Origin of the sequence: Chromobacterium sp. IIBBL 290-4, from assembly GCF_024207115.1 — a bacterium.
Classification (GTDB): Bacteria; Pseudomonadota; Gammaproteobacteria; order Burkholderiales; family Chromobacteriaceae; genus Chromobacterium.
Genome location: NZ_CP100128.1, coordinates 4,241,488 through 4,267,889, shown reverse-complemented (window position 1 = coordinate 4,267,889; position 26,402 = coordinate 4,241,488). Strand labels below are relative to the sequence as shown.

General features: G+C 61.6%; 23 protein-coding genes. 14 read left to right on the top strand and 9 right to left on the bottom strand.

Annotated elements, in window-relative coordinates:
* Positions 1-183: 183 nt before the first annotated feature.
* The 6 genes from NKT35_RS20070 to accD all read left to right on the top strand — a co-directional run bounded on the left by NKT35_RS20070 (position 184) and on the right by accD (position 7,305).
* Positions 184-2,769: a type IV pilus assembly protein FimV gene (locus tag NKT35_RS20070; RefSeq protein WP_254296454.1), complete on the top strand. Its 2,586-nt coding sequence runs from the start codon at positions 184-186 to the stop codon at positions 2,767-2,769.
* Positions 2,770-2,936: 167 nt separating this feature from the next.
* On the top strand, positions 2,937-3,725 hold the full coding sequence (gene truA / locus NKT35_RS20065; RefSeq protein ID WP_254296450.1) for a tRNA pseudouridine(38-40) synthase TruA: 789 nt from the start codon (positions 2,937-2,939) through the stop codon (positions 3,723-3,725).
* A 24-nt stretch (positions 3,726-3,749) separates the two neighbouring features.
* On the top strand, positions 3,750-4,370 hold the full coding sequence (locus tag NKT35_RS20060; protein WP_254296448.1) for a phosphoribosylanthranilate isomerase: 621 nt from the start codon (positions 3,750-3,752) through the stop codon (positions 4,368-4,370).
* Positions 4,357-5,559: a tryptophan synthase subunit beta gene (gene trpB / locus NKT35_RS20055; RefSeq protein ID WP_254296446.1), complete on the top strand. Its 1,203-nt coding sequence runs from the start codon at positions 4,357-4,359 to the stop codon at positions 5,557-5,559. The genes NKT35_RS20060 and trpB overlap by 14 nt, the downstream gene beginning before the upstream one ends.
* Before the next feature lie 11 nt (positions 5,560-5,570).
* Positions 5,571-6,359: a tryptophan synthase subunit alpha gene (trpA, locus tag NKT35_RS20050; RefSeq protein WP_254296444.1), complete on the top strand. Its 789-nt coding sequence runs from the start codon at positions 5,571-5,573 to the stop codon at positions 6,357-6,359.
* Between the two features lie 76 nt (positions 6,360-6,435).
* Positions 6,436-7,305, top strand: a complete 870-nt coding sequence (accD, locus tag NKT35_RS20045) for an acetyl-CoA carboxylase, carboxyltransferase subunit beta (RefSeq protein WP_254296433.1) — start codon at positions 6,436-6,438, stop codon at positions 7,303-7,305.
* A gap of 389 nt (positions 7,306-7,694) precedes the next feature.
* Here accD and NKT35_RS20040 read toward each other — a convergent pair whose 3' ends face one another.
* Together NKT35_RS20040 and tsaD are read right to left on the bottom strand one after the other, a co-directional pair.
* Positions 7,695-9,593, bottom strand: coding sequence for an ATP-binding cassette domain-containing protein (locus tag NKT35_RS20040; RefSeq protein WP_254296431.1), 1,899 nt, complete (start codon positions 9,591-9,593; stop codon positions 7,695-7,697).
* Between the two features lie 44 nt (positions 9,594-9,637).
* Complete coding sequence (tsaD, locus tag NKT35_RS20035; RefSeq protein ID WP_254296429.1) at positions 9,638-10,663, bottom strand: tRNA (adenosine(37)-N6)-threonylcarbamoyltransferase complex transferase subunit TsaD; 1,026 nt, start codon at positions 10,661-10,663, stop codon at positions 9,638-9,640.
* 113 nt (positions 10,664-10,776) lie between these two features.
* Here tsaD and NKT35_RS20030 point away from each other — a divergent pair, with 113 nt between their 5' ends.
* Positions 10,777-11,193, top strand: a complete 417-nt coding sequence (locus NKT35_RS20030) for an OsmC family protein (protein WP_254296428.1) — start codon at positions 10,777-10,779, stop codon at positions 11,191-11,193.
* Positions 11,194-11,196: 3 nt separating this feature from the next.
* Here the strand turns inward: NKT35_RS20030 and NKT35_RS20025 are convergent, their stop codons facing one another.
* Positions 11,197-11,721, bottom strand: a complete 525-nt coding sequence (locus NKT35_RS20025) for a NuoB/complex I 20 kDa subunit family protein (RefSeq protein ID WP_305883440.1) — start codon at positions 11,719-11,721, stop codon at positions 11,197-11,199.
* A gap of 183 nt (positions 11,722-11,904) precedes the next feature.
* On the opposite strand from NKT35_RS20025, the gene NKT35_RS20020 reads away from it, so the two are divergent.
* Entirely contained in the window at positions 11,905-13,440 is a 1,536-nt protein-coding gene (locus NKT35_RS20020; RefSeq protein ID WP_254296426.1) for a thioredoxin family protein, read from the top strand.
* A 57-nt stretch (positions 13,441-13,497) separates the two neighbouring features.
* Here NKT35_RS20020 and NKT35_RS20015 read toward each other — a convergent pair whose 3' ends face one another.
* Positions 13,498-14,334 carry a helix-turn-helix transcriptional regulator gene (locus NKT35_RS20015; protein ID WP_254296425.1) on the bottom strand — a complete coding sequence of 279 codons (837 nt, stop codon included), beginning with the start codon at positions 14,332-14,334 and terminating at the stop codon, positions 13,498-13,500.
* 124 nt (positions 14,335-14,458) lie between these two features.
* Here NKT35_RS20015 and NKT35_RS20010 point away from each other — a divergent pair, with 124 nt between their 5' ends.
* A complete protein-coding gene (locus NKT35_RS20010; RefSeq protein ID WP_254296424.1) occupies positions 14,459-15,172 on the top strand; it encodes an SDR family oxidoreductase in 714 nt (237 codons plus the stop codon).
* 13 nt (positions 15,173-15,185) lie between these two features.
* Here the strand turns inward: NKT35_RS20010 and NKT35_RS20005 are convergent, their stop codons facing one another.
* The gene (locus NKT35_RS20005; RefSeq protein ID WP_254296423.1) at positions 15,186-15,836 is read right to left on the bottom strand and encodes a PilZ domain-containing protein; all 651 of its coding nucleotides are present in this window, start codon (positions 15,834-15,836) and stop codon (positions 15,186-15,188) included.
* A complete protein-coding gene (locus NKT35_RS20000; RefSeq protein ID WP_254296420.1) occupies positions 15,782-17,194 on the bottom strand; it encodes a methyl-accepting chemotaxis protein in 1,413 nt (470 codons plus the stop codon). Before NKT35_RS20000 ends, NKT35_RS20005 begins: the two co-directional genes overlap by 55 nt.
* Positions 17,195-17,482: 288 nt before the next feature.
* Between NKT35_RS20000 and arfB the strand changes: the two genes are divergently transcribed.
* The 3 genes from arfB (at position 17,483) to NKT35_RS19985 (ending at position 18,779) form a co-directional block, all read left to right on the top strand.
* Complete coding sequence (gene arfB / locus NKT35_RS19995; RefSeq protein ID WP_254296418.1) at positions 17,483-17,890, top strand: alternative ribosome rescue aminoacyl-tRNA hydrolase ArfB; 408 nt, start codon at positions 17,483-17,485, stop codon at positions 17,888-17,890.
* Positions 17,891-17,964: 74 nt separating this feature from the next.
* A complete protein-coding gene (locus tag NKT35_RS19990; protein WP_021476013.1) occupies positions 17,965-18,168 on the top strand; it encodes a hypothetical protein in 204 nt (67 codons plus the stop codon).
* Positions 18,165-18,779, top strand: a complete 615-nt coding sequence (locus tag NKT35_RS19985) for a 3'-5' exonuclease (RefSeq protein WP_254296417.1) — start codon at positions 18,165-18,167, stop codon at positions 18,777-18,779. Before NKT35_RS19990 ends, NKT35_RS19985 begins: the two co-directional genes overlap by 4 nt.
* 83 nt (positions 18,780-18,862) lie before the next feature.
* On the opposite strand, the gene NKT35_RS19980 is transcribed toward NKT35_RS19985, so the two are convergent.
* Positions 18,863-19,201 carry a P-II family nitrogen regulator gene (locus NKT35_RS19980; RefSeq protein ID WP_254296416.1) on the bottom strand — a complete coding sequence of 113 codons (339 nt, stop codon included), beginning with the start codon at positions 19,199-19,201 and terminating at the stop codon, positions 18,863-18,865.
* Positions 19,202-19,325: 124 nt separating this feature from the next.
* On the opposite strand from NKT35_RS19980, the gene purL reads away from it, so the two are divergent.
* A complete protein-coding gene (gene purL, locus NKT35_RS19975; RefSeq protein WP_254296415.1) occupies positions 19,326-23,285 on the top strand; it encodes a phosphoribosylformylglycinamidine synthase in 3,960 nt (1,319 codons plus the stop codon).
* A gap of 198 nt (positions 23,286-23,483) precedes the next feature.
* On the opposite strand, the gene NKT35_RS19970 is transcribed toward purL, so the two are convergent.
* Positions 23,484-24,416 carry an IS5 family transposase gene (locus tag NKT35_RS19970; RefSeq protein WP_254294827.1) on the bottom strand — a complete coding sequence of 311 codons (933 nt, stop codon included), beginning with the start codon at positions 24,414-24,416 and terminating at the stop codon, positions 23,484-23,486.
* Between the two features lie 121 nt (positions 24,417-24,537).
* Here NKT35_RS19970 and NKT35_RS19965 point away from each other — a divergent pair, with 121 nt between their 5' ends.
* Entirely contained in the window at positions 24,538-25,230 is a 693-nt protein-coding gene (locus tag NKT35_RS19965) for a hypothetical protein (RefSeq protein WP_254296413.1), read from the top strand.
* A 67-nt stretch (positions 25,231-25,297) separates the two neighbouring features.
* Here NKT35_RS19965 and NKT35_RS19960 read toward each other — a convergent pair whose 3' ends face one another.
* A complete protein-coding gene (locus NKT35_RS19960; RefSeq protein WP_254296412.1) occupies positions 25,298-26,308 on the bottom strand; it encodes a class 1 fructose-bisphosphatase in 1,011 nt (336 codons plus the stop codon).
* Positions 26,309-26,402 lie beyond the last annotated feature (94 nt).

Here is a 26,402-nt window from a genome sequence, read left to right as displayed (position 1 = left end):
CTGGTGGAACCGCTTGTCAATTTAAAGCGTCGCGGGTTAAATCGCAGTGAGTGAGAGATAGGCGCGCGCTTGTCTTTATTCGGATGCGAAGCGCGGACGATGGCAATGAATGGCCGTCGCCGGCGCGGATGTGGCTGAGCGGCAGTAAAACATTCAAGCAAATTCTGGTTGGGGAAGTCCACGATGGCTGCAAATTTTCGCTTGGCAAATCTGGCCTTGCTTCTGGCTAGCTTGGGAGGGGTATCCATCGCCCATGCGGGGCTGGGGGCCATCAAAGTATTGTCCGCGGATGGCGAGGCTTTTGCCGCGGAAATCCCGATAGTCGATGAAAACATCGATGATTACGCGCTTGCCGGTCTGGCGGATAGAAACAATTACCCCTTGCTGTCTCCTTATAGCGGCTCCGCCGAGGCGCTGCGTTTCAGCGTGATCAAGCGCGGCGATGGCCATATTCAGAAAGTGCTGGTCAAAGGCCCCGCCAGCTTTTCGGAGCCGCTGCTGAAGTTCGCGGTTGAGGTGAATTGGCCTGGCGGCAAGCTGGTGCGCGAATTCGAGGTGGACTACCGTCGCGATGGCCCGCGCAACAAGTCCCCGCAACCTCAAGGCGACGGCGAGAGCAAGCAGCATGTCGCGACGCCCGATCAGACCAGCCGCCTGGACGGTTCGGCATTGAGCGATTTGCGGGTGAGCTCCCGCTTGGGCGAGCCTTTATTGGCCGAGCTGTCTTTGCTGGGCAATAGCTTCGATCTGGCCGAACAACTGCAAATCAACATCGTGCCGGACACCTCGGCCGGCGGCGGCAAGGATTTGCTGCGCCAGGTTGCTTCCATCGGTTACCAGATTGACCGCGGCATTGACGGCCGCAGAGTCTTGCAGCTGGTTTCGACCGTCCCGATCACCTTGGCCAACCTGGGCTTCAGGATCGAAGTCCGTTCAGGGAATGTGCAAGCGCAGAAATCCTATCGCCTGATGCTGGATGGCTCTTCCGATCGTTTGGCCAGCGCATCCGCGCCGGCCGCGCAGGAGGAAAGCAAAACCGTTCAGGCCGCGGCGCCCAAGGCGGCGACGGCCGAGGCTCCTAAATCGAGCGGGCAGCCGTCCGCCGCTTCGACTGAGCCGGTCAAGGCCTATCAAGTGCGCGCGGGGGATAGCCTGTCGGCCATCGCCATGCGCGTGCACGGGCACGATAAAGGCGAAGATGTGGCTGGCAAGCTGCTCAAGGACAATCCTGACGCTTTTATCAATGGCAACCCCAATCGCTTGCTTGCAGGCGCGAAGCTGAGCTACCCGGCGCGTTGGCAGTTGAAAGAAGCAGCCCGCGAGCAAGTCAAGCCTGCCGGCGAGGCAAAGGCAGGCAAGGCCGAGGCGAAGCCGGGCAATATGGCCAAGCTGTTGGCGGAGGGGGGCAAGGAGGCTGGTTTAAGCGCCGCGGATGAGGCGAAACCTGCGGAAACGCATGCGCCCGCCAAAAAAGAGGCCAAGCCCGCCGTCAAAATGGAAGCCAAGCCGGTTGCGGCGGCTGTGCCGGCCAAGCCGTCCGCGTCCTCTCCGGCAGCCTTGGCTGCGGAAAAGCAGATGCGGGACAAACTGGCCAAGCAGGATCAGGCATTGAAGGACACGGAGCAGCGCACCAAGGCGCTGGAGGATCAAATCCGCGCCATGCAGCAGAGCAAGCCCGCGGCGCCGCAAGCCGCGCCGGCGCCTGCCGCGATGGCATCGACCGCGCAGTCCGCGCCGGTGAATGCCTTGGCCAGCAAGATCGCCGCCGAGCAGAAGCCCGCGGCGCCGCCTGCCAGGCCGGAACCGAAACCGGCGGCTTCGTTGCCGGCTACCCTGCCGATGAAGAAAGAAGAGCAAGCCAAGGCCCCGGCCATGGCCAAGGAGCAGCTCGCTTCCGCGCCGCCGGTGGTCGTGCCTGTCGCCAAACCGATCGCGCCGCCTATGGAGACGCATCCGGCCGCGATGAAGCATGAGGTCAAACCGCAGCCGGCCAGCGGCGTGGTGGATGACGCGTTGGCAGTGCTGAGCGACAAGGACGTGCTGATCAAGCTGGGCGGCGGCGCCGCCGCGGTCGCCTTGGTGGCATTGCTGCTGATGCGGCGCAAGCGCGGCGCGGCGGTCGCCGATGATGAGGGCGGCGCGACGGGCGAGGCCGGGGGCGAGGCGAAGAAAGCCGCGCGCCTTTCCCTGGGGCCGCTGACTTCCCTGATGAGTTCGCTGAAGAAAAGTGATGGCATCGATCTGGGGTCGGTGGACGTCATGGCGGAGGCGGAGGTCTATCTGGCATACGGCCGCGACGATCAGGCCATACTGATATTGCGCGAGGGGCTGGACAAGGAGCCGATGCGGCAGGATTTGCGCTACAAGCTGCTGGAGGTGCTGGCCTCGCAACCCGACAAGGAAGAGTTCCTGAAAGAGGTTGCCGTTACCAAGGGCATGTTCAATAAGGACAGCACGATGTGGATGAGGGTGTGCGAGCTGGGCCGCAATGAAGTGCCCGGCCACCCCTTGTTCGACGCGCTTGAGCCTGCGGCGCCATCGCGCTCTCTTGCGCCTGAGCCCGCTCCGATATTGACTGCGCCGGCTCGCCGGCCGGAACCGGTGCTGGAGGCGGAGTTGGCTGCGCCCTTATCGGCCCCTGCCGCCGCGCCCAGCGCGCCTGTGGGAGGGGAGGATGAGGAGAAAATGGCCTTGGCCAAGCTGTATATGGAAATGGGCGACAAGGAAACCGCTGAAACGCTGATGCGGGAGGCAAGGCAGGGGCGATGAGTCGAATTCAAGCCTGACTATTGAATGGCGCTGTCCGATCGGGCGGCGCCATTTGCTTTTGTATTGCCAAGGGCGTGGCGCAAACCGGGCCGGATAGGATAAAGTGGGCGTTTTACGGCTCCGGAGCCGATGACTCTGGAGAGGAATGCAGATTGGAACACGCAGGAATGAGAATCGCGCTCGGCATCGAGTATGATGGCCGGGCTTTCGCGGGCTGGCAGTCGCAGCCGCACGGCAACACGGTGCAGGACATCCTGAATCAGGCCTTGGGGCGCATCGCGGGCAATAAGGCAATTGTCACGCTGGCGGCGGGCCGCACCGATGCGGGCGTGCATGCCGCGATGCAAGTGGTCCACTTCGATACCGATGCTACGCGCCCGCTGAATGCCTGGGTACGGGGCGTCAACGCCTTGCTGCCGCCGGAAATCGCCGTGGTGTGGGCCAGGCAGGTGGAGCAGGACTTTCATGCGCGTTTTTCCGCGTTTTCTCGCAGCTACAGTTATTTCCTGCTGACGCATCCGGTGCGTTCCTGTCTGCTGGCCGGGAAGGTGGGCTGGTATCACCAGGCGCTGGATGTGGAGGCGATGCGCGAGGCGGCGTCGCGCCTGCTGGGCCGGCACGATTTTTCCAGCTTCCGCGCCTCGGAGTGCCAGGCCAAATCGCCGGTCAAGGATCTGCAGCAGCTGGATATCGTGGAGGAGCACGGCCTGCTGCGCTTCGATCTGAAAGCGGACGCATTTCTGCACCATATGGTGCGCAATATCGTCGGCGCATTGCTGTATGTCGGCAAAGGCGCATTGAGCGCGGATGACATGCAGGCGCTGCTTGGCGCGCGGGACAGAACCAGCGCGCCGCCCACCTTCATGCCGGATGGTCTTTATCTGACCGGCGTGGGTTATCCGGAACATTTTGGCCTGCCGACGCAATGCGAGCCTGGCAGGCTGCGCCTGCGCTGAGCGGCGGAAACACAAGGAGCGAGGGTGATCAGGGTCAAGATTTGCGGCATTACCCGTCCCGATGACGGCGTCGAAGCGGCTCGCCTGGGCGCGGATGCGATAGGCTTGGTGTTCTACGACAAAAGCCCGCGCAGCGTCTCCATCGAGCAGGCGCGCGCGGTCATCGCCGCGCTGCCGCCATTTGTCAGCGTAGTGGCCTTGTTCGTCAATCCGGCTCGCGAATGGGTGGACGAGGTCTTGTCGGCCTGCGCCATCGACATGCTGCAATTCCATGGCGAAGAGAGCGCGGAGTTTTGCCGCTCCTTTCATCGGCCTTATCTCAAGGCGGTGCGGGTCAAGCCTGGCGTCGATCTGCTCGAGTGGGCTGGCCAATACCCGGATGCCCGTGGCTTGTTGACCGACGCTTTTGTCGAAGGCGCGCACGGCGGCACCGGCGCGACCTTCGACTGGACGCTGTTGCCCGAGGGCCTGTCCTTGCCGCTGATCTTGTCCGGCGGCCTGGACGAACACAATATTATCGAAGCCGTACGCCGGGTGAAGCCGGCGGCGGTAGACGTTTCCAGCGGTGTGGAAGCGTCAAAAGGGATCAAAGTCGCCGCCAGAATGGCGGCCTTCATATCAGGAGCAAAGCATGGATCGGTATGATTTTCCGGATGCGCAAGGGCATTTCGGCCCTTACGGCGGAGTCTACGTCGCCGAAACCTTGATGGTGGCGCTGGACCAGTTGAAACAAGAATACGCTCGCGTGAAGGCCGATCCCACATTCTGGCGGGAGTTCCATCACGAACTGAAGCATTACGTAGGCCGCCCGAGCCCGGTTTATCACGCCAAGCGCTGGTCCGAACAGCTGGGCGGGGCGCAGATCTGGCTCAAGCGCGAAGACTTGAACCATACCGGCGCGCACAAGATCAACAACGCCATCGGCCAGGCCCTGCTGGCCCGCCGCATGGGCAAGAAGCGCGTCATCGCCGAAACCGGCGCTGGCCAGCATGGCGTGGCCACCGCCACGGTGGCGGCGCGCTACGGCATGGAGTGCGTGGTGTACATGGGCGCGGAGGACGTGAAGCGCCAATCGCCCAATGTGTTCCGGATGAAACTGCTGGGCGCCACCGTGGTGCCGGTGGAGTCCGGCTCCAAAACCCTGAAGGACGCGCTGAACGAAGCGATGCGCGACTGGGTGACCAATGTCGACTCCACCTTCTATATTCTCGGCACCGCCGCCGGCCCGCATCCTTATCCGATGCTGGTGCGCGATTTCGTATCGGTGATCGGCGACGAGGCCAAGGTGCAGATGCCCGAAGTGATCGGCCGTCAGCCGGATGTGGTGGTGGCTTGCGTGGGCGGCGGCTCCAACGCCATCGGCATGTTCTATCCCTATATCGACGTGCCCGGCGTGCGCATGGTGGGCGTAGAAGCGGGCGGCTACGGCATCGCCAGCGGCAAGCATGCCGCGCCGATTACCGCCGGCGCGAAAGTGGGCGTGCTGCACGGCTCCAAGAGCTATCTGATGCAGGACGAGGACGGCCAGATCATCGAAACCCATTCGGTGTCCGCCGGCCTGGATTACCCGGGCGTGGGCCCGGAGCATTGCCATCTGAAGGACATCGGCCGCGCCGAGTATGTGGCGATCAACGATGACGAGGCCTTGAGCGCTTTCCACGACTGCTGTCACCTGGAAGGCATCATCCCGGCGCTGGAGTCCAGCCACGCCTTGGCTTGGGCCGCCAAGGTCGCTCCGACCATGAGCAAGGATCAGGTCATCCTGGTCAACTTGTCCGGCCGCGGCGACAAGGACATCAATACTGTGGCCGGTCTTGCCGGCATTACGCTGTAAGGGGAGGCCGCATGTCACGCATAGAAAAACGTTTTGCCGAACTGGCGGGCAAGAAGGCCCTGATTCCGTTCATCACCGCCGGCGATCCGCAGCCGGGCCTGACCGTGTCCCTGATGCATGGGCTGGTGGAAGGCGGCGCCGACATCATCGAGCTGGGCGTGCCGTTTTCCGATCCGATGGCCGATGGCCCGGTGATCCAGCGCGCCTCCGAACGCGCGCTCAAGCACAAGGTGGGCTTGCGCCATGTGCTGGAAATGGTGGCCGAATTCCGTCGCGACGACGCCGTCACGCCGGTGGTGCTGATGGGCTATCTCAATCCGCTGTGCGCGATGGGTTTCGAAACTTTCGCGCAAAAAGCCAAGGCGGCCGGCGTGGATGGCGTGCTGACGGTGGACTGTCCGCCGGAAGAGGCGGCGGGGCTGCAGTCCGCGCTGGATGCACAAGGATTGGATACCGTTTTCTTGATCGCGCCCACCACGCCGCCGGAACGCGTGGAACAAATTGCTAAATTGGCCCGTGGTTACGTCTATTATGTTTCATTGAAGGGCGTAACCGGCGCCGGACATCTGGACATTGAGGATGTAGCGCGTAGAATTGCAGCCCTCAGACAGAAACTGCCTCTGCCGATAGGCGTGGGCTTCGGGATTCGCGACGCCGCGACCGCGAAGGCCATCTCCGCCGCCGCCGACGCGGTGGTGGTGGGCAGCAGGCTGGTTCAGGAGATCGAGGCGGCGACACCCGAAACTGCCAAAGAGCAGTTAACCCAACTGGTGGCCGAACTGAAGGCCGCCATCCGCTAGAACAATAGACGGGGCTTGCCCCGTCGCCATGCCGTCGGAGCGTTATCGTCCGGCGGCCAAGATTCAAGGAGTCAGCATGAGCTGGTTGAACAAGCTCCTCCCGCCGAAGATCAAGCGCGAGAACCGCGCCGACAAACCTTCGACGGTGCCCGAGGGGCTGTGGAGCAAGTGCCCGGAATGTGAAGCCGTACTGTATTACACCGATCTGGAAAGCAATTTGCAGGTCTGCCCGAAGTGCAATCATCACCATCCGCTGACAGCGCGCGAGCGTCTGAATTTGCTGCTGGATGCGGAAGGCCGCCGCGAGCTGGGCGAGGAGGTCAAGCCGGTCGACATCCTCAAGTTCAAGGACAACAAGAAGTATCCGGACCGCCTGAGCGCGGCCAAGAGCGACACCGGCGAGGACGACGCGCTGGTGGTGATGCAAGGCAGCATCCATTCGCTGCCGGCCGTGGTGGCCGCATTCGAATTCAAGTTCATCGGCGGCTCGATGGGATCTGTGGTGGGCGAACGCTTCGTGCGCGGCGTGCAAGCCGCGGTGGAGGCCAAGGCCCCGTTCATCTGCGTGGCGGCCTCGGGCGGCGCGCGGATGCAGGAAGGCCTGAACTCGCTGATGCAGATGGCCAAGACCAGCGCCGCGCTGCAATTGCTGACCGAGCATCAGTTGCCGTTTATTTCGGTGCTGACCGATCCGACCATGGGCGGCGTGTCCGCTTCCTTCGCCTTCCTGGGCGATGTGGTGGTGGCTGAGCCCAAGGCGCGCATCGGCTTCGCCGGCGCGCGCGTGATCGAGCAGACCGTGCGCGAAACGCTGCCGGAAGGTTTCCAGCGCGCCGAGTTCCTGCTGGAAAAGGGCGCGGTGGACATGGTTGTCGATCGTCGCGAGCTGAAGCGCAAGATCGCCGGCATGATTACCTTGCTGATGAAAGAGCCGGCGATCGTGTAATTGTCGCCAGGCTCAAAAATTAAACGCCGCGCTCGTCTGAGTCGCGGCGTTTTTGCTTAAATATTGAACAGCTTGGAATTTTCCTTTCAGATCATGCTTTTGCTAACCTTATCCACACTTTATCAGCAGGCTTGTCCTTGCTTGGCGTGAATAGTTCCGCCGGTTGAGTAAATTTTAATCAATGCGCGCAAGTTGTTATAAGTAAAGATAAATCTCCCGCTATCCCCGGCTTGTCCACAGCTTTGTTCCCTTTTGATGTGGATTTTGTTTGATATCGAAAATATTTACCCAGATTTGAGCAGGGCCAGGACCCAAGGGCAAAGGCAAGCGCCGCCCAGAAAAAAGCCCAAGCGCCAGGCTTGGGCTGTCGAAAGAGCGAGGCGCGCGGCTTATGCCTCCAGCGCTTCCAGCTGTTCCTGCACCTCCATCCACTCTTCCTCCACCGTTTCCAGGCGGCTGGCCACCTCGCCCTGGCGCTTGACGCTGTCGGCCATTTTCTGGCGATTGGCGTCGTCGTAAGCTTCGCTGGAGGACAAAAAGGTCTCCAGTTGCGTCTTCTCCTGGGTCAGCTTGTCCATTTCCTGCTCCAGCTTGGACAGGCGGTTCTGCAGCGGTTTGCGCTGCTTGGCCAGCTGCTGGCGGGCCTCCGCTTCCTGGCGCTTCTGCTCCTTGCGGTTGACGCCTTGGGCATCGCCGTCGGAGGGTTTGTCGGCTTCGGCCAGTTGGGCGATGCGCCACTGGCGGTAGTCCTCCAGATCGCCGTCAAACGCTTGAACCTTGCCGCCGCTGACCAGCCAGAACACGTCGGTGGTGGATTCCAGCAGGCTGCGGTCGTGCGATACCACGATCAGCGCGCCGCTGAAGTCCTGCAAGGCCAGCGTCAGCGCGTGGCGCATTTCCAGATCCAAGTGGTTGGTCGGTTCGTCCAGCAGCAAGAGATTGGGCTTTTGCCAGACTATCATCGCCAGCGCCAGCCGCGCCTTCTCGCCGCCGGACATCGGGCCGCAGGGGGCGGTGGCGTTGTCGCCGCGGAAGTTGAAGCCGCCGAGGAAGCTGCGCAGCTCCAGCTCGCGCGCGGTCGGCGCCAGCCGCTGCATATGCTGCAGCGGCGACTCGTCCGGCCGCAGCGTCTCCAGCGTGTGCTGGGCGAAGTAGCCTATTTTCAGCGTCTGCGCGTTGACGCGTTCGCCGGACAGCGGATCCAGGTCGCCGGACAGCAGCTTCACCAGCGTGGACTTGCCGGCGCCGTTGACGCCCAACAGGCCGATGCGCGCGCCGGATTCCACCGACAGGCTGATCTGCGACAGGATGATTTTGTCGCCATAGCCGGCATTGGCCGATTCCAGCTTCAGCAGAGGGTTGGGCAGGTTGTCCGGGCTGTCGAAATGGAAGTCGAACGGCGAGGACACGTGCGCCGGGGCGATGCGTTCCAGCTTTTCCAGCGCCTTGATCCGGCTTTGTGCCTGGGTGGCTTTGCTGGCTTTGGCCTTGAAGCGGTTGATGAACGATTCCAGGTGGGCGATCTGGCGCTGCTGTTTTTCGAATTCGCCCTGCTGGCGCGCCAGTTTTTCGGCGCGCATGGTTTCGAACTGGCTGTAGTTGCCGGTGTACAGCGTCAGGCTCTGATTGGCCACTTCCACGATGTGGCTGCAGATGCTGTCGAGGAAGTCGCGGTCGTGCGAGATCATCAGCAGCGTGCCGGGGTAAGACTGCAGCCAATCCTCCAGCCACAGCACCGTTTCCAGGTCCAGGTGGTTGGTCGGTTCGTCCAGCAGCAGCAGGTCGGAGCGGCACATCAGCGCCTGCGCCAGGTTCAGCCGCATGCGCCAGCCGCCGGAGAAGCTGGCAACCGGGCGCTGCTGGCCGGCCTCGTCGAAGCCCAGGCCGGTCAGCAGCTTGGCGGCGCGGGCCGGCGCGGAGTAAGCGTCGATATTGGCCAGCTCGCCGTGCAGATGGCCGATGGCGTTGCCGTCGTGCTTGTCTTCGGCGCTGGCCAGCTGGGCCTCCAGCGAACGCAGCTCCTTGTCGCCGTCCAACACGTAGTCGAGCGCGCTGCGCTCCAGCGCCGGGGTTTCCTGCGCCACGTGGGCCAGGGTCCAGTTGGGCGGAATCAGCGTGTCGCCGCCGTCGGCGTGCAATTCGCCCAGCAGCATGGCGAACAAGCTGGATTTGCCCACGCCGTTGGCGCCGGTCAGGCCGGCCTTGTAGCCGGGGTTCAGCGTCAGGTTGGCGCCGACCAGCAGCTCTTTCAGGCCGCGGCGCAGACTCAGGTTTTTCAGTTGGATCATATTATTCTGGCCGCCCGTTTGGCCGGGCGGCGGGTGAGTTCGGGTTAAACCGCCGGCAGGCTGGACAAGTCCCAGCGCGGCTTGATCATGAAGCTCTTGGCTTCCTCGGCGTATTTGGCGCGCATGGCGCCGGCGAAGGCGATCATCGCGCCGTTGTCGGTGCATAGCGCCAGCGGCGGATAGAAGACTTCAAAGCGCTTGCGCGCGGCGGCGTCGTTCAGCGCGGCGCGCAATTGCTGGTTGGCGCCGACGCCGCCGGCCACCACCAGCCGTTTCATGCCGGCCAGCTTCATCGCCGCCAGCGACTTTTTCACTAGTACTTCGACGATGGCTTCCTGGAAGGCGCGGCAAATGTCCATCCGCGCTTGTTCGTCAATTGCGCCGTTTTCGGCCTCTACTTGCTTCGCCAGCGTGAGCACCGCGGTTTTCAGGCCGGAAAAGCTCATGTCCAGATTGCCGGAGTGCAGCATCGGGCGGGGCAGGGTGAAGCGGTCCGGGCTGCCGGATTCCGCCAGCTTGGACAGCAGCGGGCCGCCGGGGTAGGGCAGGCCCAGCAGTTTGGCGGTTTTGTCGAAGGCTTCGCCGGCGGCGTCGTCCACCGTTTCGCCGAGGATTTCATAGTTGCCCACGCCGCGCACCGCCATCAGCTGGGTATGGCCGCCGGACACCAGCAGCGCCAGGAAGGGAAACTCGGGCTTGGGCTCCGCCAGCAGTGGCGACAGCAGGTGACCTTCCAGGTGGTGCACCGGGATGACGGGGATGTTCAGGCCGAAAGCCATCGAGTTGGCCAGGCTGGCGCCCACCATCAACGCGCCGCCCAGGCCCGGCCCTTGGGTATAGGCGATGGCGTCCAGGTCAGCCAGCTTTTTGCCGGCTTCCGCCAGGCAGGCTTCGGTCAGCGGGATGGCGCGGCGGATGTGGTCGCGGCTGGCCAGCTCGGGCACCACGCCGCCGTACTCGGCATGCATCGCCATCTGGGTGTGCAACTGATGCGCCAGAAGGCCCTGTTCGGTGTCATACAGCGCGACGCCGGTTTCGTCGCAGGAGGATTCAATACCAAGTACCAGCATGGGTGAGGCTCAAAATAACGGAACAATCTTTCTATTCTACCGGTGAATCTTTGTCCGCCCAAATCGGCAGTGTTAGTCTGATGAGGTTTTTCGATCAAAAAGGGTGCGAAACGATGCAGGCGAGACTGAAATGGGTGGACGGCGTGTGTTTCATGGGCGAAACCGGCAGCGGCCACGCGGTGGTGATGGACGGTGCGCCCGAAGGCGGCGGCCGCAATCTGGGGCCGCGGCCGATGGAGCTGGTTTTGCTGGGCACCGCCGGCTGCACCAGTTATGACGTGCTCTCCATCCTGAAAAAATCGCGCCAGGATGTGCACGACTGTTGGGTGGAGATAGAGGCAGACCGCGCCGATGCCGACCCCAAGGTATTCACCCGCATTCATTTCCATTTTGTAGTGACGGGCAGGGCGCTGAAGCCGGACGCGGTGGAGCGGGCGATCAAGCTGTCGGCGGAAAAGTATTGTTCCGCCTCCATCATGTTGGCCAAGACCGCTGACATCAGCCATGATTTCGAGCTGCGCGAAGACTGAGCGTCAAACGATGGGTGATGGCAGGCGGATGCTGCTGCGATCCAGCGTCGTCCGTTTGCTGTCGGTATCGTTGCGGCGGACCTTGGCCTGCAGTTGCATCAGGCCATAGAGCAGGGCCTCGGCGGTGGGCGGACAGCCCGGAACGTAGATGTCCACCGGCACGATGCGGTCGCAGCCGCGCACCACCGAATAGCTGTAATGGTAATAGCCGCCGCCGTTGGCACAGGAGCCCATGGACAGCACATAGCGCGGCTCGGCCATCTGGTCGTAGACCTTGCGCATGGCCGGCGCCATCTTATTGGTCAGCGTGCCGGCCACGATCATCAGATCCGCCTGCCGCGGCGAGGCCCGCGGCATCCAGCCGAAGCGCTCCATATCGTAGCGCGAGGCGGCGGCCTGCATCATTTCCACCGCGCAGCAGGCCAGGCCAAACGACAAATACCACAAGCTGCCCTCCTGGGCGCGGCCGAACAGGCCATCGATTGTGGCGAGCATGAAACCGTCGCGTTCTAGCGAAGGGTGATCCATAAACCGTCTCCAGTGGCTGGTGATGGGCTTATCCTCGCGGTTCCGCGGCTCGCCGTCTTGTATCGAAACGACATGGCGAGCCGGCTTTTCGCGGATGACGCTAAGCAAATCACGGCTTGTGCTTTATATTTCGCAGTCTTCTGGTTTAGCATGTGAGCATAAAACACAAAGGAGAATTCGAAGATGAAGCGCACTTTGCTGGTATTGTCCCTGGCGCTGGCGGGCCTGATGCCGCTGGCCCATGCCGATGTGAAAGATGGCCATGCCTTGCCGCCAGGCATCAGCTGGCAGCAGGGCAATGTTGAAGCCGCATTCACCCAGGCCCGCGCTGAGAACAAGCCTTTGTTCCTGTATTGGGGCGCGGTGTGGTGCCCGCCTTGCAATCAGGTGAAGTCCACCATCTTCAATCGCCCCGATTTCATCGCCGCCACCCGCCAGTTCGTGCCGGTGTACCTGGACGGCGACAGCGACAACGCGCAGCAATGGGGCGAGAAGTTCAAGGTCCGCGGCTACCCCACCATGATTCTGTTCAAGCCGGACGGCACTGAAATCGTCCGCTTGCCGGGCGAGGTGGATCCGGAGCGTTATCTGCGCACCTTGCAACTGGGCTTGCTGACGGCCAAACCGGTGAAGGCGCTGCTGGCGGATGCTCTGGCAGGCAAAAAGCTGGCTGAGGCGGACTGGCAGTTGCTGGCGGACTATTCCTGGGATCAGGATCAAGGCCAACTGGTGCCGGAGAGCGAAAACACCGCCACCTTGCTGAAACTGGCGCAAAAAGTGCCGTCCACGCAGGCGGTGGCTTTGCGCTTGCAACTGAAAGCATTGGCAGCGGCGGTGTCGGACAAGGATGCGCCGGCTTTCGATAAGAGCCTGGCGCGCGCGCGGGTCGAGAGCGTGTTGTCCAGCGACAAGCTGAGCCGCGATAACGCGGACTTTGTGCTGTACAACGCGGCAGACGCCATCAAGCAATTGAGCGACGGCCAGGAGCGCGACAAGTTGAACCAAGCCCTGGAAACGCAGCTGGCCAAGCTGGAGAACGATGCCTCCTTGTCATGGGGCAGCCGCCTGGACGCCACCAGCGGATTGCTGGCGCTGTACAAGCAAGCGCATCCCAAGCAAACCGTTTCCGCTGAATTGCAAGACAAAGTGCGCAAGCAGGTAGCGGCGGCGGACAAGGCCAGCGCCAATCCCTATCAACGGCAAGCGGTGATTACCGCCGCAGGCGAGGTGCTGAGCGATGCAGGTCTGCTGGATGAGTCCGACTCGCTGCTCAAGGGCGAATTGAAAACCTCGCATGCCCCTTATTATCACATGCTGATCCTGGCCTCGAACGCCAAGGAGCGCGGCGATAAGGCAGCGGCGCTGGACTGGTATCAAAAGGCCTACCAGGCTGCGGAAGGACAGGCCACGCGCTTGCAGTGGGGCGCCAGCTATGTCGCCGGCGCGGTAGATTTGGCGCCGCAAGACGCCAGCCGCATTGAAACCGCGGCCAGCGAGGTGTTTGCCGATGCCGGCAAGTCCAGCGGCGCTTTCTATGAGCGCAGCCGCCGCTCGCTGGAGAAGGTGGCCAAGCGTCTGCAGGCTTGGAATCAAGGCGGCGCGCACCGGGCGCAGATCGACCGCCTGGCCGGCCAGCTGGACGGCGTGTGCGGCAAGCTGCCGGCTGAGGACGCGCAAAAGCCGATTTGCGATGGTTTGGTGAAATCGCTCAAATCCTAAGCATGTCCTGTTTGGCGACGCAGCCCTGCCCCTTGCCGGCAGGGCTGTTGTTTTGGTTCAGCTTGCCAGGCGGGCCAGCTTGTCCGCGCTGCCATCCTCGTCAACCGGGGTGTAAATCGTCAGCCGGCGGTCTGAACCATCCATCAGGGCGAAACTGCAGTATTCGAAGGACAGATCGCCGGCGTCTGGATGGCGGATGCGTTTGATGTGCGAGAGCGGCGCCAGCACCTCGTGCAGAGGCCACCAGCGCCGGAAGTCTTCGCTCTGGGACGAGATATCATGAATCAGTTTGGCAAATGATTCGTCGCCGGCGTAGCGAGCGAAATCCGCGCGGAACATGGCTAAGGCTGAACGCGCCAAGGTTTCCCAGTCCAGCAGCAGCCGCTTGTGCGCGGCATCGGTGAAAACCAGCCGCATCAGGTTGCGCCGCTCGCGCGGCAACTGGCCGTAATCGCAGAACAAGGCGGCCGCGTTTCGGTTCCAAGCCAGCACATCCCAGCGCCGGCCGGTGATGTAGGCCGCTTGTCTCCCCATCTGATCCAGCATTCTTTGCAATGGCGGTTCTATCCAGTCCGCTTCCGCTCCCGGTTTAAGCGGAGGCTCATGGCCGCCAAGCAAAAACAGATGGCGGCGTTCGGCGTCATCCAGGCGCAACGCTTCGGCCAATGAAGCCAACACGCCAGCGGAGGCGCGGATGTCTCGGCCTTGTTCCAGCCAGGTGTACCAGGCCGTGCCGACATCCGCCAGCATGGCGACTTCTTCTCTCCTCAAGCCCGGCGTGCGTCGGCGCATGCCGGTCGGCAAGCCCACTTGATCGGGGCGCAGGTTTTCGCGTCGTGAGCGCAGGAAGTCGCCGAGTTGTTCGGGGCGTGCGCAAGCATCGGGCTGTAGCATGGTAGCGGGCATACCAGGATGAGTTGGCAACTGTTTATCATATTCCGAAACCGCAATGATGAGCATGTGGCGATCGCCATCCGGCCGGAATCCAGGCCGGTTCTCTTCGAAAAGGGAGTTCATCATGTCTGAAAGAGTATTCATCTTGGGCGGTTCCGCCGGCATGGGCTTGGCTTGCGCCCGTCTGTTGCTGACGCATGACTATCAGGTGACGATTGCCGGCAGAAACCCCGAGCGATTGCGTCTTGCGCAGCAGACGCTGGGCGCGGGCGCTGCTTGCCTGTGCGTGAACGCCGCCGACGCAAAGGGATTGGCCGACGCGCTGCAGCGCCAGGGCGGGGTAGATCATCTGCTGTTGGCGTTTGGCAGCAATCAAGGCGGCGGCGCCTTCGCCGAGGTGTCGATGGCGTCGGTAATCAAGGGGTTTGAGGAAAAAGTGTTTCCTCAACTGGCTTGCGCTCAAGCGGCGCGGCCTTGGATACGGCCGGGCGGCAGCCTCACCTTTATCTCCGCGGTGAGCGCGCATGCGTCTTTACCGGGCACCGCGGGACTGGCTTCTGCCAATGCCGCCATTTCGGCGCTGGTGCCGGTATTGGCGAGGGAGTGGAAGCCGGTGCGCGTCAACGGCATTGCGCCGGGCGTGGTTGATACCGATTGGTGGAATTTCCTGCCCAGCCAGGACAAGCAGCGATTGTTCGCTGATTATGCGGCGCAAAGCCCGGCTGGACGGGTGGGTAGGCCCGAGGACATCGCCGATGCGGCGCGATTCCTGATCGGCAATGGCTTCATGACCGGCCAGGTTCTGGTTTGCGATGGCGGGCTGAGCCTGGAGGCTTGATGCCCGCCTTGGCTTATCGATAAGACGGACTCTGGCTGTAAAACGCGAAGCATTGGCGCAGCCGCTCCTGCTGCTCAGGGCTGGGGCGGCTGAACTCCATGCCATAGAGTTGACCCTCTTTGCCTGCGCGTTCCCATAGCAGTTTGGCCTGTATCTCCAGAGGGTCTTGCCGCGTGTATTGCTCGATGGAGTCGTGAGGCAGCTGCATCTGCAGCTTGAGCAAGCTGCCGACTTTAGCGTCCGCCAAGGGCAGCGGGGTGCGCAATTGCAGGCCGGTCATGCTGAAATCCACGGTGATGGCGTCGCGCAAGCGTTCGCCTTCGCGCACTTGCACCAGCATGTTCTTGCTGACGCGCGGGACGCGGCGGCTCTCGTTGTCGGCCGGCTTGGCTGTCCAGTTGGGGTCGAACTGAAACTGCTTCATGATGTCGCGCAGATTTTCCGTCACGCGGTACAGATCCAGGCTGATGGCGCCGGTGGTGTGGACCTTGAGCGAGTTTTCGCTCAAGGTGTCCAGCAAGGTGTCCAACTGGCTGCGCAAGGTTTCCAGCCGGCTCATCTGCTCGCCGCTGACATCGCTGATTTGATGCGCGGCCGCCACGTTATTGTCTATATCCTGCACCAGGCTGGAGATCGCATCGCTGGCTTGCTCCGCGCGCTCCATCCCGACCCGAGTGCGCTCAATGATGCCTTGCACCGAAGGGTGTTTTCTTCGATCAACTGATTGAGATTGCCGATGATGTCGGTGATTTCGCCGGTGGCCTGGCCGGCGTGATAGGCCAGCTTGCGCACCTCGTCGGCCACCACGGCGAAACCGCGCCCGGCTTCGCCAGCCCTGGCGGCTTCAATGGCTGCGTTCAGCGCCAACAGATTGGTCTGCTCGGTGATGCTGGCGATGGTTTGGGTAATCAGCTGTATCTTCTTATTGGCTTCTGACAGCGCCAGAATCTTGGTTTCGGCGGTCCTGGCTTCCTCCACCGCATGGCCCATTTCCTGGATATTGCTGCGCATGGTGTTCATGCCTTGCGTGGCGCTTTGCCTGGCCTGGTCGGCATGCTCGCTAACCTTTTGCGCGATTTCCCGCACCGATTCGGCGGTTTCGCTCAAATCCGCAGTGGCCTGCCGCACTTCAGAGGAGTGGCCCTGCTCTTGTTGAGACGTGCCCGTGATGTGCTTGGAAATATCGGAAATTTGATACGACGACTGCGCCACTTGCTTGGATTCCAGATCCAGCTGCCGCATATAGTCGGCCAAGGTGGCGGCCATGTCCTTCATGGTGCCCAGCAGGCTTTGCGGGTCCGGCGAGCGATTGATCACCTGCAGGGCCAGATCGCCTTCGGCGATGCGGCGGGCGACTTGCGACGCATAGGCGGGTTCGCCGCCGAGAATGCGGTTGAGGCGGCGGTACTGGTAATAGTTGCCGACGAAAACCAGCAGCATGGCCACCGCGGCGACGGTGACGTTGACCAAGAAGGCGTCGTCCAGAATGTCTTGCTGGCTGGTGCTGGCAACGGCGCTGCGCTGCTCCAGCTTCTTTGATACTTGCTCCAGCGCTTTGTCGATGGCGTCTGTCGAATCGTCGAAACCGCTGTCTTTTTGCTTCATGATGGCATTGCCGGCCTCGCGTCCCTGGTGGACATAAGCTTCCGCCATTTTGCGGCCTACTTCGTGCAGATGGTCTATCTGTTGTTTGAGCGGCTGCAGGGCTGGGGAAAGATCGGGCAATAACCCCATCAACTTGTCCAATTCCTGCTGCGCCTGCTGGCGGTTGCTTTCGGCGTCGCGATAATCGTCGGCGGTTTCGCCGGTGGCGGCCGCGTCGGTCAGAAACTGCTGAATCTGCACCACGTTGTAGCGGGCGTTTTTGAAGGCGATGGTGGCGGCGACGAATTTCTGCTTTTCGGCCTCGGCTCGCAACAGCGCGGTGTTGCTCAGCCAGATCATGGCATTGCCGAATAACAGCGGCACCGCGACGATGATAGTTCCGATGATCAGTAACTGCTTGACGGTCAGTTGCCGCATGAAACCCTCCGTGGAAAGTGGGCGCTTCACAGGCTTTATAGGTTAGCCTCGGCGGTAATGACAATGCTATGGCCCGTCTTGCCGGGCATGGGTCTGGCAGCGTTTTCTTGCAAGAATGCTAATGTGATGTTTTTAGATTTTGATTTTGAAATGAAAATTGGGAATTGGGGGCGTTTCTGGCCGTCAGCCGTTGATGATTGGCGAGGCTCCGCTCTGCGACAGCGGCATTCTTTTGAGCGCCCAGGCGGCTGCGGCTTATAATGCGCTTTTAAGAAATTGTTTTTCCCCATGTCTGTTTCCCGCTATCCCGTCAAAGAGGACGAGCTGACGATCACCGCGATGCGCGCCCAGGGCGCGGGCGGGCAGAACGTCAACAAGGTCTCGTCCGCCATTCATCTGCGCTTCGACATCGCCGCCTCGTCGCTGCCGGATTGGCTGCGCGAGAGGCTGTTGAACTTGAGTGACCAGCGCATCAGCAAGGACGGCGTGATCATCATCAAGGCGCAGCAATACCGCACCCAGGAGCAGAACCGGGCCGACGCGCTGCTGCGGCTGCAGGCCTTGATAGACGGCGCCAGCCATACGCCCAAAGCGCGCCGCGCCACCAAGCCGACTTACGGCTCGCAGCAACGCCGGCTGGCCGGCAAATCGCAGCGCTCGGCCATCAAATCGCTGCGCGGCCGAGTGGATGATTAGACCGCGCTTGCGCGCCGCGCAAAGCCGAGTACAATGCCCGGCTCGATAATGTATTGAATCGCAAGGAAATCCCGATGTCGAAAAAGCCGCAGGAAAAACTGGATGAGGAAACGCTGGCCTTGCTGGCCTGGTGCGCGGAGGTGGAAACCCATCTGGTAGCGGCCGGCGCTACCGAGGCCGAGGCGCAGGAGCACATCGAAGAGCAGGCAGAATGGTATACCGATCAGTTTTTTGACGGACTGACGCCGGAAGAGGCCGCCAAGGCAGCGCTGGCATGAGGCAGCGCGTCGCGGTCATCGACTTTGAAACCAACGGCATCACGCCGGGCCGCGACTGCCGCGCCACCGAAATCGGCATTGTGTTGCTGGAGGAGGGGCGGATCGTCGACCGCTATCAGAGCCTGATGAACGCCGGGGTATGGGTGCCGCCGATGATAGAGCGGCTGACCGGCATCACCAACGCCATGCTGCGCGATGCGCCAAGCGCCGCGCAAGCGATGCGCGGGGCGGCCGAGTTTGTCGGGGATGCCCCGCTGGTCGCGCATAACGCCAGCTTTGACCGTAAATTCTGGGATTACGAGCTGGCCTTGCTTGGCCGCGCCCGCCGCCAGGATTTTGCCTGCACCTTGTTGTTGTCGCGGCGCTTGCAGCCGGACGCGCCGGATCACAAGCTTGGCACCTTGACGCGCTGGGCGGGCTTGCCCAGCACCGGGCGTGCGCACCGCGCGCTGGCGGATGCGGAGATGGCGGCCAATTTGTTGCTGCACCTGCATGGCGGGCTGGCGTCACAATATGGCGTGAGCGCGGACCATGGGCTGCTGTGCCGCGTGCAGAAAATGACTGCCGCGAAAGTGCGTCCCTACCTGCTAGAGTTGCAAAGCGCGGCCTAGGCTGCAGGCGCGCGCGGAACGCGCCTGCGAAAAAGCGCCGGGAGTCGTCGGCGCTTTTGTCTGATCGTCTGGAGGGAAGCGGCTTAGATCGCTTGCTCGTTGGTTTCGCCGGTGCGGATGCGCACCACTTGCTCCACCGGGGTGACGAAAATCTTGCCGTCGCCTATCTTGCCGGTGCGGGCCGCTGCGACGATGGTGTCGATGGCGCGCTCCACCAGATCGTCCGGCAGCACCACTTCAATTTTTACCTTGGGCAGGAAGTCGACCACGTACTCTGCGCCGCGATACAGCTCGGTGTGGCCTTTCTGGCGGCCGAAGCCCTTGACCTCGGACACGGTAAGGCCGTTGACGCCGATCTCGGACAAGGCCTCGCGTACTTCGTCCAGCTTGAACGGTTTGATGACGGCTTCAACCTTTTTCATGGGGCAATGCTCCGGAAATGTCTGATGTGAGGGATGTCGCAAAATTTGCCAATCGATAGCCTTAATTGCAACGGTTTTTTGCTGTATTATGACGCCCTTTCCTGGTACTTGTCGCGGGTGACTAATGTCTTACATTACCAAGCTGCGCGGCGGCATAGCCTTGTCGCCGTTTCGTCTCGAAAAACTGCAGGCGGCAGCTGCCGATGCCGGTCTGAATGACATCGTTCTGATAGCCGAATTCTGGCATTTTGCGGAAAGCGACAGCGAACTGACGCTTGAACAAGTCGGCGTGCTGGGCCAATTGCTCAGTTACGGCGAAGCGCCAATCAATGGAGAACCGGACGGCGAATTGTTTCTGGTGACGCCGCGCCTGGGCACCTTATCCCCCTGGGCATCGAAGGCGACGGACATCGCCAGGCATTGCGGATTGCCGAATATCCGGCGCATCGAACGCGGGACTGCATTCCGGGTTCAGTCCGCAAACAAATCTTTAAGTAAAGAGGCTCGCCACATTCTGGCGGGCCTCTTGCACGATAGGATGACGGAAACCGTGTTGGCCTCGTTCGACGAGGTGGAAAAACTGTTCGTCCACATCGATCCGCAGCCCATGAGCACGGTGGACATCCTGGCTGGCGGCCGCGCCGCGCTGGCGGAAGCCAACGTCAAGCTGGGCCTGGCCTTGTCCGACGACGAAGTCGATTACCTGGTGGAGAACTTCATCAAGCTGAAGCGCAATCCCAGCGACGTCGAGCTGATGATGTTCGCCCAGGCCAACTCCGAACACTGCCGCCACAAGATCTTCAACGCCCAGTTCATCATCGACGGCGTGGAGCAGGGCAAATCGCTGTTCCGCATGATACGCGACACCCACGACGCCAACCCGCAAGGCACGCTGGTGGCGTACAAGGACAACGCTTCGGTGATCGAGGGCGCCTTCATCGAGCGCTTCTATCCGCAGGCGGGCAGCCATCAATACGCTTACAACAGCGAACCCACCGACATCTTGATGAAGGTGGAAACCCATAATCACCCGACGGCGATCTCGCCCTTCCCGGGCGCGTCCACCGGCAACGGCGGCGAAATCCGCGACGAAGGCGCAACCGGCCGCGGCTCGCGCCCCAAGGCCGGCCTCACCGGCTTCACCGTGTCCAACCTGAACATTCCTGGCTTCAAGCAGCCGTGGGAGCACTACAGCGACGAACAGGCTGAATACGGCAAGCCGGGCCGCATCGCCTCCGCGCTGCAGATCATGCTGGAAGGCCCGATCGGCGGCGCGGCGTTCAACAACGAGTTCGGCCGTCCCAACCTGACCGGTTATTTCCGCACTTTTGAAGAAAGCTTCAACGGCGAGATGCGCGGCTATCACAAGCCCATCATGCTGGCCGGCGGCTTGGGCAATATCCAGCAGCAGCAAATCCACAAGAACGAGATCCCGGAAGGTGCGTTGCTGATCCAGCTGGGCGGCCCCGGCCTGCTGATCGGCCTGGGCGGCGGCGCCGCTTCGTCGATGGATACCGGCGCCAATAGCGAAAACCTGGACTTCGACTCGGTGCAGCGCGGCAATCCGGAAATCGAACGCCGCTGCCAAGAGGTGATCGACCGCTGTTGGCAGCTGGGCGAAGCCAACCCCATCGTCTCCATCCACGACGTCGGCGCCGGCGGACTGTCCAACGCCTTCCCGGAACTGGTGAACGACGCCGGCCGCGGCGCGATCTTCCACCTGCGCAAGGTGCATCTGGAAGAAAAAGGCATGACGCCGATGCAGATCTGGTCCAACGAGGCGCAAGAGCGCTACGTGATGGCCATCCTGCCGGCCGACCTGGACCGTTTCAGCGCCATCTGCGAGCGCGAACGCTGCCCGTTCGCCGTGATGGGCGTGGCCACCGATGACGGCCATCTGCAAGTGCGCGACGATCATTTCGACAACAGTCCGGTGGACATGCCGCTGGAAGTGCTGCTGGGCAAGCCGCCGCGCATGACCCGCGACGCCAAGACCGTGGAGCCGGCGTATCAGGTGTTCGACGCCTCCAAGTATCCGCTGCGCGAAACCGCCTTCCGCGTGCTGCGCCACCCCACCGTAGCCGACAAATCCTTCCTGATCACCATCGGCGACCGCACCGTGGGCGGCATGACGGCGCGCGACCAAATGGTGGGCCGCTGGCAAGTGCCTGTGGCTGACGTGGCCGTCACCGCCATGGGTTTCAACACCTATCGCGGCGAAGCGATGGCGATGGGCGAGCGCACGCCGTCGGCGCTGTTCAACGGCCCGGCTTCCGGCCGCATGGCCATCGGCGAGGCGCTGACCAATATCGCCGCGTCTTTTGTCGGCAAGCTGGGCAACGTCAAGCTGTCCGCCAACTGGATGGCGCCGGCCGGCCATACTGGCGAAGACGCTAACCTCTACCGCACGGTGGAAGCGGTGTCGGAGCTGAGCCAAAGCCTGGGCGTCAGCATTCCGGTGGGCAAGGACTCTTTGTCCATGAAGACGGTATGGCAAGAAGACGGCGAGCAAAAGTCCGTGACCGCGCCGCTGTCGCTGGTGATTTCCGCCTTCTCGCCGGTTGAAGACGTGCGCAAGACGGTGACGCCTGAGCTGAAGGACGTGAAGGACAGCGACCTGATCCTGATCGACCTGGGCTATGGCCGCTGCCGCCTGGGCGGCTCCATCTACGGCCAGGTGTGGAAGGAAATGACCGGCCGCGCGCCGGACGTGGAAAGCCCGATGCAGCTGTCCGCCTTCTTCAGCACCATGCAGTCGCTGCTGCGCGATGACAAGCTGCTGGCCTATCACGACCGCTCCGACGGCGGCCTGTTTGCCACCCTGGCCGAGATGATGTTCGCCGGCCATGTCGGCGTCAGCGTTGATCTGCAGGAAATGGTGATAGAGCGGCAGAACACCCAGCGCTTCATTGACGACTTCGTGCAGCCCACGCACGAGGCCGCCACCCACGGCCGCATCATGCGCGTGCTGTTCAACGAAGAGCTGGGCGCGGTCTTGCAAGTTCGCAAGGCCGATACGCCGGAGGTGATCTCCCGTTTCATGAAGGCCGGCATCGGCCGCGAGCTGTTCGTCATCGGCCGCCTCAACACCAATGACCGCCTGACCGTGCGCTACAAGGGTACTGACCTGTTCAGCGAAAGCCGCAGCGAGCTGTTCTGCGCCTGGTCTGAAACCAGCGCCCGCATGCAGCGTCTGCGCGACAACCCGGCCTGCGCCGACAGCGAGCAGCTGTTGCGCAGCCATGTGAAGTCGCGCGGCCTGAGCGCCAACCTGAGCTTCGACGTGCACGGCGACCCGGCCGCGCCTTACATCGCCACCGGCAAGCGTCCGCGCGTGGCCATCCTGCGCGAGCAGGGCGTCAACGGCCAGCTTGAGATGGCGGCGGCGTTCACCCGCGCCGGCTTCGACGCGGTGGACGTGCATATGAGCGACATCATCGCTGGCCGCGCGCAACTGGCGGATTTCAAAGGCTTGGCGGCCTGCGGCGGCTTCAGCTACGGCGACGTGCTGGGCGCCGGCGAAGGCTGGGCCAAGAGCATTCTGTTCAACCCGCGCGCCCGCGAGCAGTTCGAGGCCTTCTTCGGCCGCCGGGACACCTTCGCGCTGGGCGTATGCAATGGCTGCCAGATGATGTCCAATCTGTCGTCCATCATTCCGGGCGCGGAAAATTGGCCCAAGTTCCGCCGCAACGCGTCGGAGCAGTTCGAGGCGCGCTTCAGCATGGTGGAAGTGGCCGCGTCGCCGTCCATCTTCCTGTCTGATATGGCGGGCAGCCGTCTGCCGGTGGTGGTGAGCCATGGCGAAGGCCGCGCCATTTTCGCGCCGGGCGCGCAGGATCAGGCGCTGGTGGCTGTGCGTTACGTCGATTTCGACGGCCGCGCCACCGAAACCTATCCGCTGAACCCGAACGGCTCGCCGGCGGGCATCACCGGCGTCACCACGCAGGACGGCCGCTTCACCATCATGATGCCGCACCCGGAACGCGTGTTCCGCACCGTGCAGAACAGCTGGCATCCGGAAGACTGGGGCGAGAACGGCGGCTGGTATCGCATGTTCGCCACCGCCCGCCGCTGGGTGGGTTAAGGGAGATAACCTGTTTCTATTTTAGGTTGGATTCATTGTCATAGTTGAAGTATTAACTGGCTGTTGAATAGCGTCGCTAGAAGCCCTCTCGATCATATGATCTGGGAGGGTTTTTTTTATGGTATTTAATTTTATTGACGGAACGGCTTTGTTGCATAAATAGGCTTCGGCATGCAAAGCCCCTTTCCCCGGACGGATTTATGGCATGCGCACCGTCATCGGCGTCCCGAGCCGCGTGAAGCGGTTCAAGATCGCCGCTCGCACTTGGAGCTCTGCGACTTGACGGTCGAAGTCCCTTGCCATTACCCGCTCGCCCAGCAGCTTGAAACAGCGCATCTTGGTTTCCACCAGGCTGCGGCGATGGTAACCGCTCCATTTCCTCCAGATCGCTCGACCCAGGAGCCGGGTAGCACGCAGTATCTCGTTTCGGACATGGGCGCCCAACCGATTTTCCTTCCACGGCTTGGCATTCTTTCGGGTAGGAATCACCGCCTCGGCTTTTCGCTTGGCAATCGCTTCATGGCAGCCTTTGGTGTCGTAGGCACCATCGCCACTTACTGCAGCAATCCTTTCCCCCGCGGAAATCTGGTCCAGCAACTCCGGCAACATTGGCGCATCGCCCACCGCGTTGTCGGTCACTTCAATCGCCCGGATTTCCAGCGTCTGCGCATCAATGCCCAAATGCACCTTGCGCCACTGACGGCGGTACTCCGCGCCGTGTTTCTTCGTTTTCCATTCGCCTTCACCCAGCATCTTGATGCCGGTGCTGTCGATCAACAGGTGCAGCCCGGTCGTGGTTGGACGGCAAGGAATGGCCACCTGCAAATGCTTTTGCCGCCGGCACACGGTGCTGTAGTCCGGCGTCAGCCAGTCCAGCCCCGCCAGTTTGAGCAGGCTTTGCACCATACCCACGGCCTGTCGGAGCGCAAGATTGAACAGGCATTTGATCGTCAGGCAGAACTGAATGGCGGCATCGCTGAAAGTCGGTGTCCGTCCACGTTTGCCGACTGCAGAGCCATGCCAGCGCATGTCACGGTCCAACCAGATCATCAGCGACCCACGCGCCTTGAGCGCAGCATTGTAGGTCTTCCAGTTGGTGGTCTTGTACTTGGGCGGGGCGGGCTTGCTCATGCCGTCATTCTACCCCGCCTGCTGGGAGGGTGATTTGTGCAACAAAGCCTGACGGAACTGATTGTTGCTTCTATAGAAGTAAAGGAAATGTATGGTTTGAGTATTGGTCGGAGTGAGTAATATGATTGCTTGGCAGGCAAGGCTTGTTGCTTGTTATATGTTGATTTTTGCTGCGCCGCTGCTGGCTGCCCCAGCATACTCTCGAGCATATTTGTATGCTCGGGATATGATCAATCAGTTTTCTGAAGTGTATTCAATTTCTGTAAAGAAAGACAGCGATGTGCCGGAGGAGCTTGGGCAGTTTTATAGCCTTATGTCACGACTTGTAGTGTTAAGGTCGCAGCTAGATGAATTTGAAGGTTTGGTTAAGGGGTATGAGAAGGATGAGGATCCGGAAATTAGAGCGTCATCTACGCTTTTGCATGGGCAGATATTGATTCTTAAGGAAAAAGTGCAGGATGGGGTAAGCTTGATTGAAAACGACTTGAATGATACAGATCGTATCTTGAGGGAAAGTGGAACGGTTGTTAGGGAGATTGATGAGTTCAAAATAGGCTATGATAAAGCCTGGATGATATATGCAATGGGAGGTAATAGCGTATCGTTTGGTTTGGTGATGGCTGAGAATCAAAACGATGTTAATAGTAAGGTTGTGCTTAAGGTTGGTCGCGAGGAAGTTGATAGATTAAAATCACAGCTAATAAAAAAATTCGGCCTGTCAGTTCTGAAAGGGACGAAGAGGTCTACATCAAGGGCTTCTATTCCCGCGGTTCAATTGTGGGAATTTTTGAATGAAAAGTGGGAGATGAGGTGATCGCTTGTTGGTTGATATATAAAACCGCCGGCAAGCCGGCGGTTCGTCATGATGGAGAACGCTGTGTTTAGCTGTTCTGTTCGCGATGGTAGCGGGTCACCAGCTCTACTTCCTCCTTGGAGCCGAGGAAGACCGCCACGCGCTCGTGCAGCTTGCTCGGCACGATGTCCATGATGCGTTGATGGCCGTTGGTGGCCGAACCGCCGGCTTGCTCAATCACGAAGGCCATCGGGTTGCCTTCGTACATCAGGCGCAGCTTGCCGGCCTTGGACGGGTCGCGAGCGTCTTTCGGGTACATGAAGATGCCGCCGCGGGTGATGATGCGATGTACTTCGGCCACCATCGAGGCCACCCAGCGCATATTGAAATCGCGGCCGCGCGGACCGGTCGCGCCGGCCAGCATTTCCTCCACATAGCGGCGCACCGGCGCCTCCCAGTGGCGCATATTGGACATATTGATGGCGAATTCGGCAGTGCGCTCCGGCACCTTCATGTCCGGGTGGGTCAGCACGAAGGAACCGTGCTCGCGATCCAGCGTGAAGCCGTGCACGCCGGAGCCGAAGGTCAGCACCAGCATGGTTTGCGGGCCGTAAACGGTGTAGCCGGCGGCCACCTGGTGGGTGCCGGGCTGCAGGAAGTCTTGTTCGGACGGCTGCGTCACGCCGTCCGGGCAGCGCAGGATGGAGAAAATGGTGCCCACCGAGATGTTGACGTCGATATTGGACGAGCCGTCCAGCGGATCGAACATCAGCAGGTATTCGCCCTTAGGGTATTCGCCAGGGATATGGTAGGGCAGTTCCATTTCTTCCGACGCCATCGCGGCCAGGCTGCCGCCCCATTCATTGGCGTCCAGCAGGAAATCGTTGGCGATCACGTCCAGCTTTTTCTGCGCCTCGCCCTGAACATTGCCGGTGCCGGCTTCGCCCAGCACGCCAGCCAGCGCGCCCTTGTTCACCGAGTAACTGATGGCCTTGCAGGCGCGGCCAACAGTCTCGATCAGCAGGCGCAGCTCCGGCGGCAGCGTGCCGGCCTTGCGTTGCTGTTCGATCAGAAAGCGGGAGAGGGTGATGCGGCTCATGACGTTCCTTCGGAATGGGTATGCGCGGATGATAATGCCGGCGGGTTGCCGATACAACGCGGCATTATAACCAAATACGCGGCGCAGGGCAGGC

Coding starts and splice junctions, on each gene's coding strand:
- truA (WP_254296450.1), top strand. CDS start 2,937: ATGAGAATCGCGCTCGGCATCGAGTATGATGGCCGGGCTTTCGCGGGC.
- NKT35_RS20040 (WP_254296431.1), bottom strand. CDS start 9,593: ATGATCCAACTGAAAAACCTGAGTCTGCGCCGCGGCCTGAAAGAGCTG.
- purL (WP_254296415.1), top strand. CDS start 19,326: ATGTCTTACATTACCAAGCTGCGCGGCGGCATAGCCTTGTCGCCGTTT.
- NKT35_RS20010 (WP_254296424.1), top strand. CDS start 14,459: ATGTCTGAAAGAGTATTCATCTTGGGCGGTTCCGCCGGCATGGGCTTG.
- NKT35_RS20025 (WP_305883440.1), bottom strand. CDS start 11,721: ATGGATCACCCTTCGCTAGAACGCGACGGTTTCATGCTCGCCACAATC.
- NKT35_RS19970 (WP_254294827.1), bottom strand. CDS start 24,416: ATGAGCAAGCCCGCCCCGCCCAAGTACAAGACCACCAACTGGAAGACC.
- NKT35_RS20020 (WP_254296426.1), top strand. CDS start 11,905: ATGAAGCGCACTTTGCTGGTATTGTCCCTGGCGCTGGCGGGCCTGATG.
- trpA (WP_254296444.1), top strand. CDS start 5,571: ATGTCACGCATAGAAAAACGTTTTGCCGAACTGGCGGGCAAGAAGGCC.
- NKT35_RS20000 (WP_254296420.1), bottom strand. CDS start 17,194: ATGCGGCAACTGACCGTCAAGCAGTTACTGATCATCGGAACTATCATC.
- arfB (WP_254296418.1), top strand. CDS start 17,483: ATGTCTGTTTCCCGCTATCCCGTCAAAGAGGACGAGCTGACGATCACC.
- NKT35_RS19960 (WP_254296412.1), bottom strand. CDS start 26,308: ATGAGCCGCATCACCCTCTCCCGCTTTCTGATCGAACAGCAACGCAAG.
- NKT35_RS20015 (WP_254296425.1), bottom strand. CDS start 14,334: ATGCTACAGCCCGATGCTTGCGCACGCCCCGAACAACTCGGCGACTTC.
- trpB (WP_254296446.1), top strand. CDS start 4,357: ATGGATCGGTATGATTTTCCGGATGCGCAAGGGCATTTCGGCCCTTAC.
- NKT35_RS19965 (WP_254296413.1), top strand. CDS start 24,538: ATGATTGCTTGGCAGGCAAGGCTTGTTGCTTGTTATATGTTGATTTTT.
- NKT35_RS19985 (WP_254296417.1), top strand. CDS start 18,165: ATGAGGCAGCGCGTCGCGGTCATCGACTTTGAAACCAACGGCATCACG.
- NKT35_RS19980 (WP_254296416.1), bottom strand. CDS start 19,201: ATGAAAAAGGTTGAAGCCGTCATCAAACCGTTCAAGCTGGACGAAGTA.
- NKT35_RS20005 (WP_254296423.1), bottom strand. CDS start 15,836: ATGGAGCGCGCGGAGCAAGCCAGCGATGCGATCTCCAGCCTGGTGCAG.
- NKT35_RS20070 (WP_254296454.1), top strand. CDS start 184: ATGGCTGCAAATTTTCGCTTGGCAAATCTGGCCTTGCTTCTGGCTAGC.
- tsaD (WP_254296429.1), bottom strand. CDS start 10,663: ATGCTGGTACTTGGTATTGAATCCTCCTGCGACGAAACCGGCGTCGCG.
- accD (WP_254296433.1), top strand. CDS start 6,436: ATGAGCTGGTTGAACAAGCTCCTCCCGCCGAAGATCAAGCGCGAGAAC.
- NKT35_RS19990 (WP_021476013.1), top strand. CDS start 17,965: ATGTCGAAAAAGCCGCAGGAAAAACTGGATGAGGAAACGCTGGCCTTG.
- NKT35_RS20030 (WP_254296428.1), top strand. CDS start 10,777: ATGCAGGCGAGACTGAAATGGGTGGACGGCGTGTGTTTCATGGGCGAA.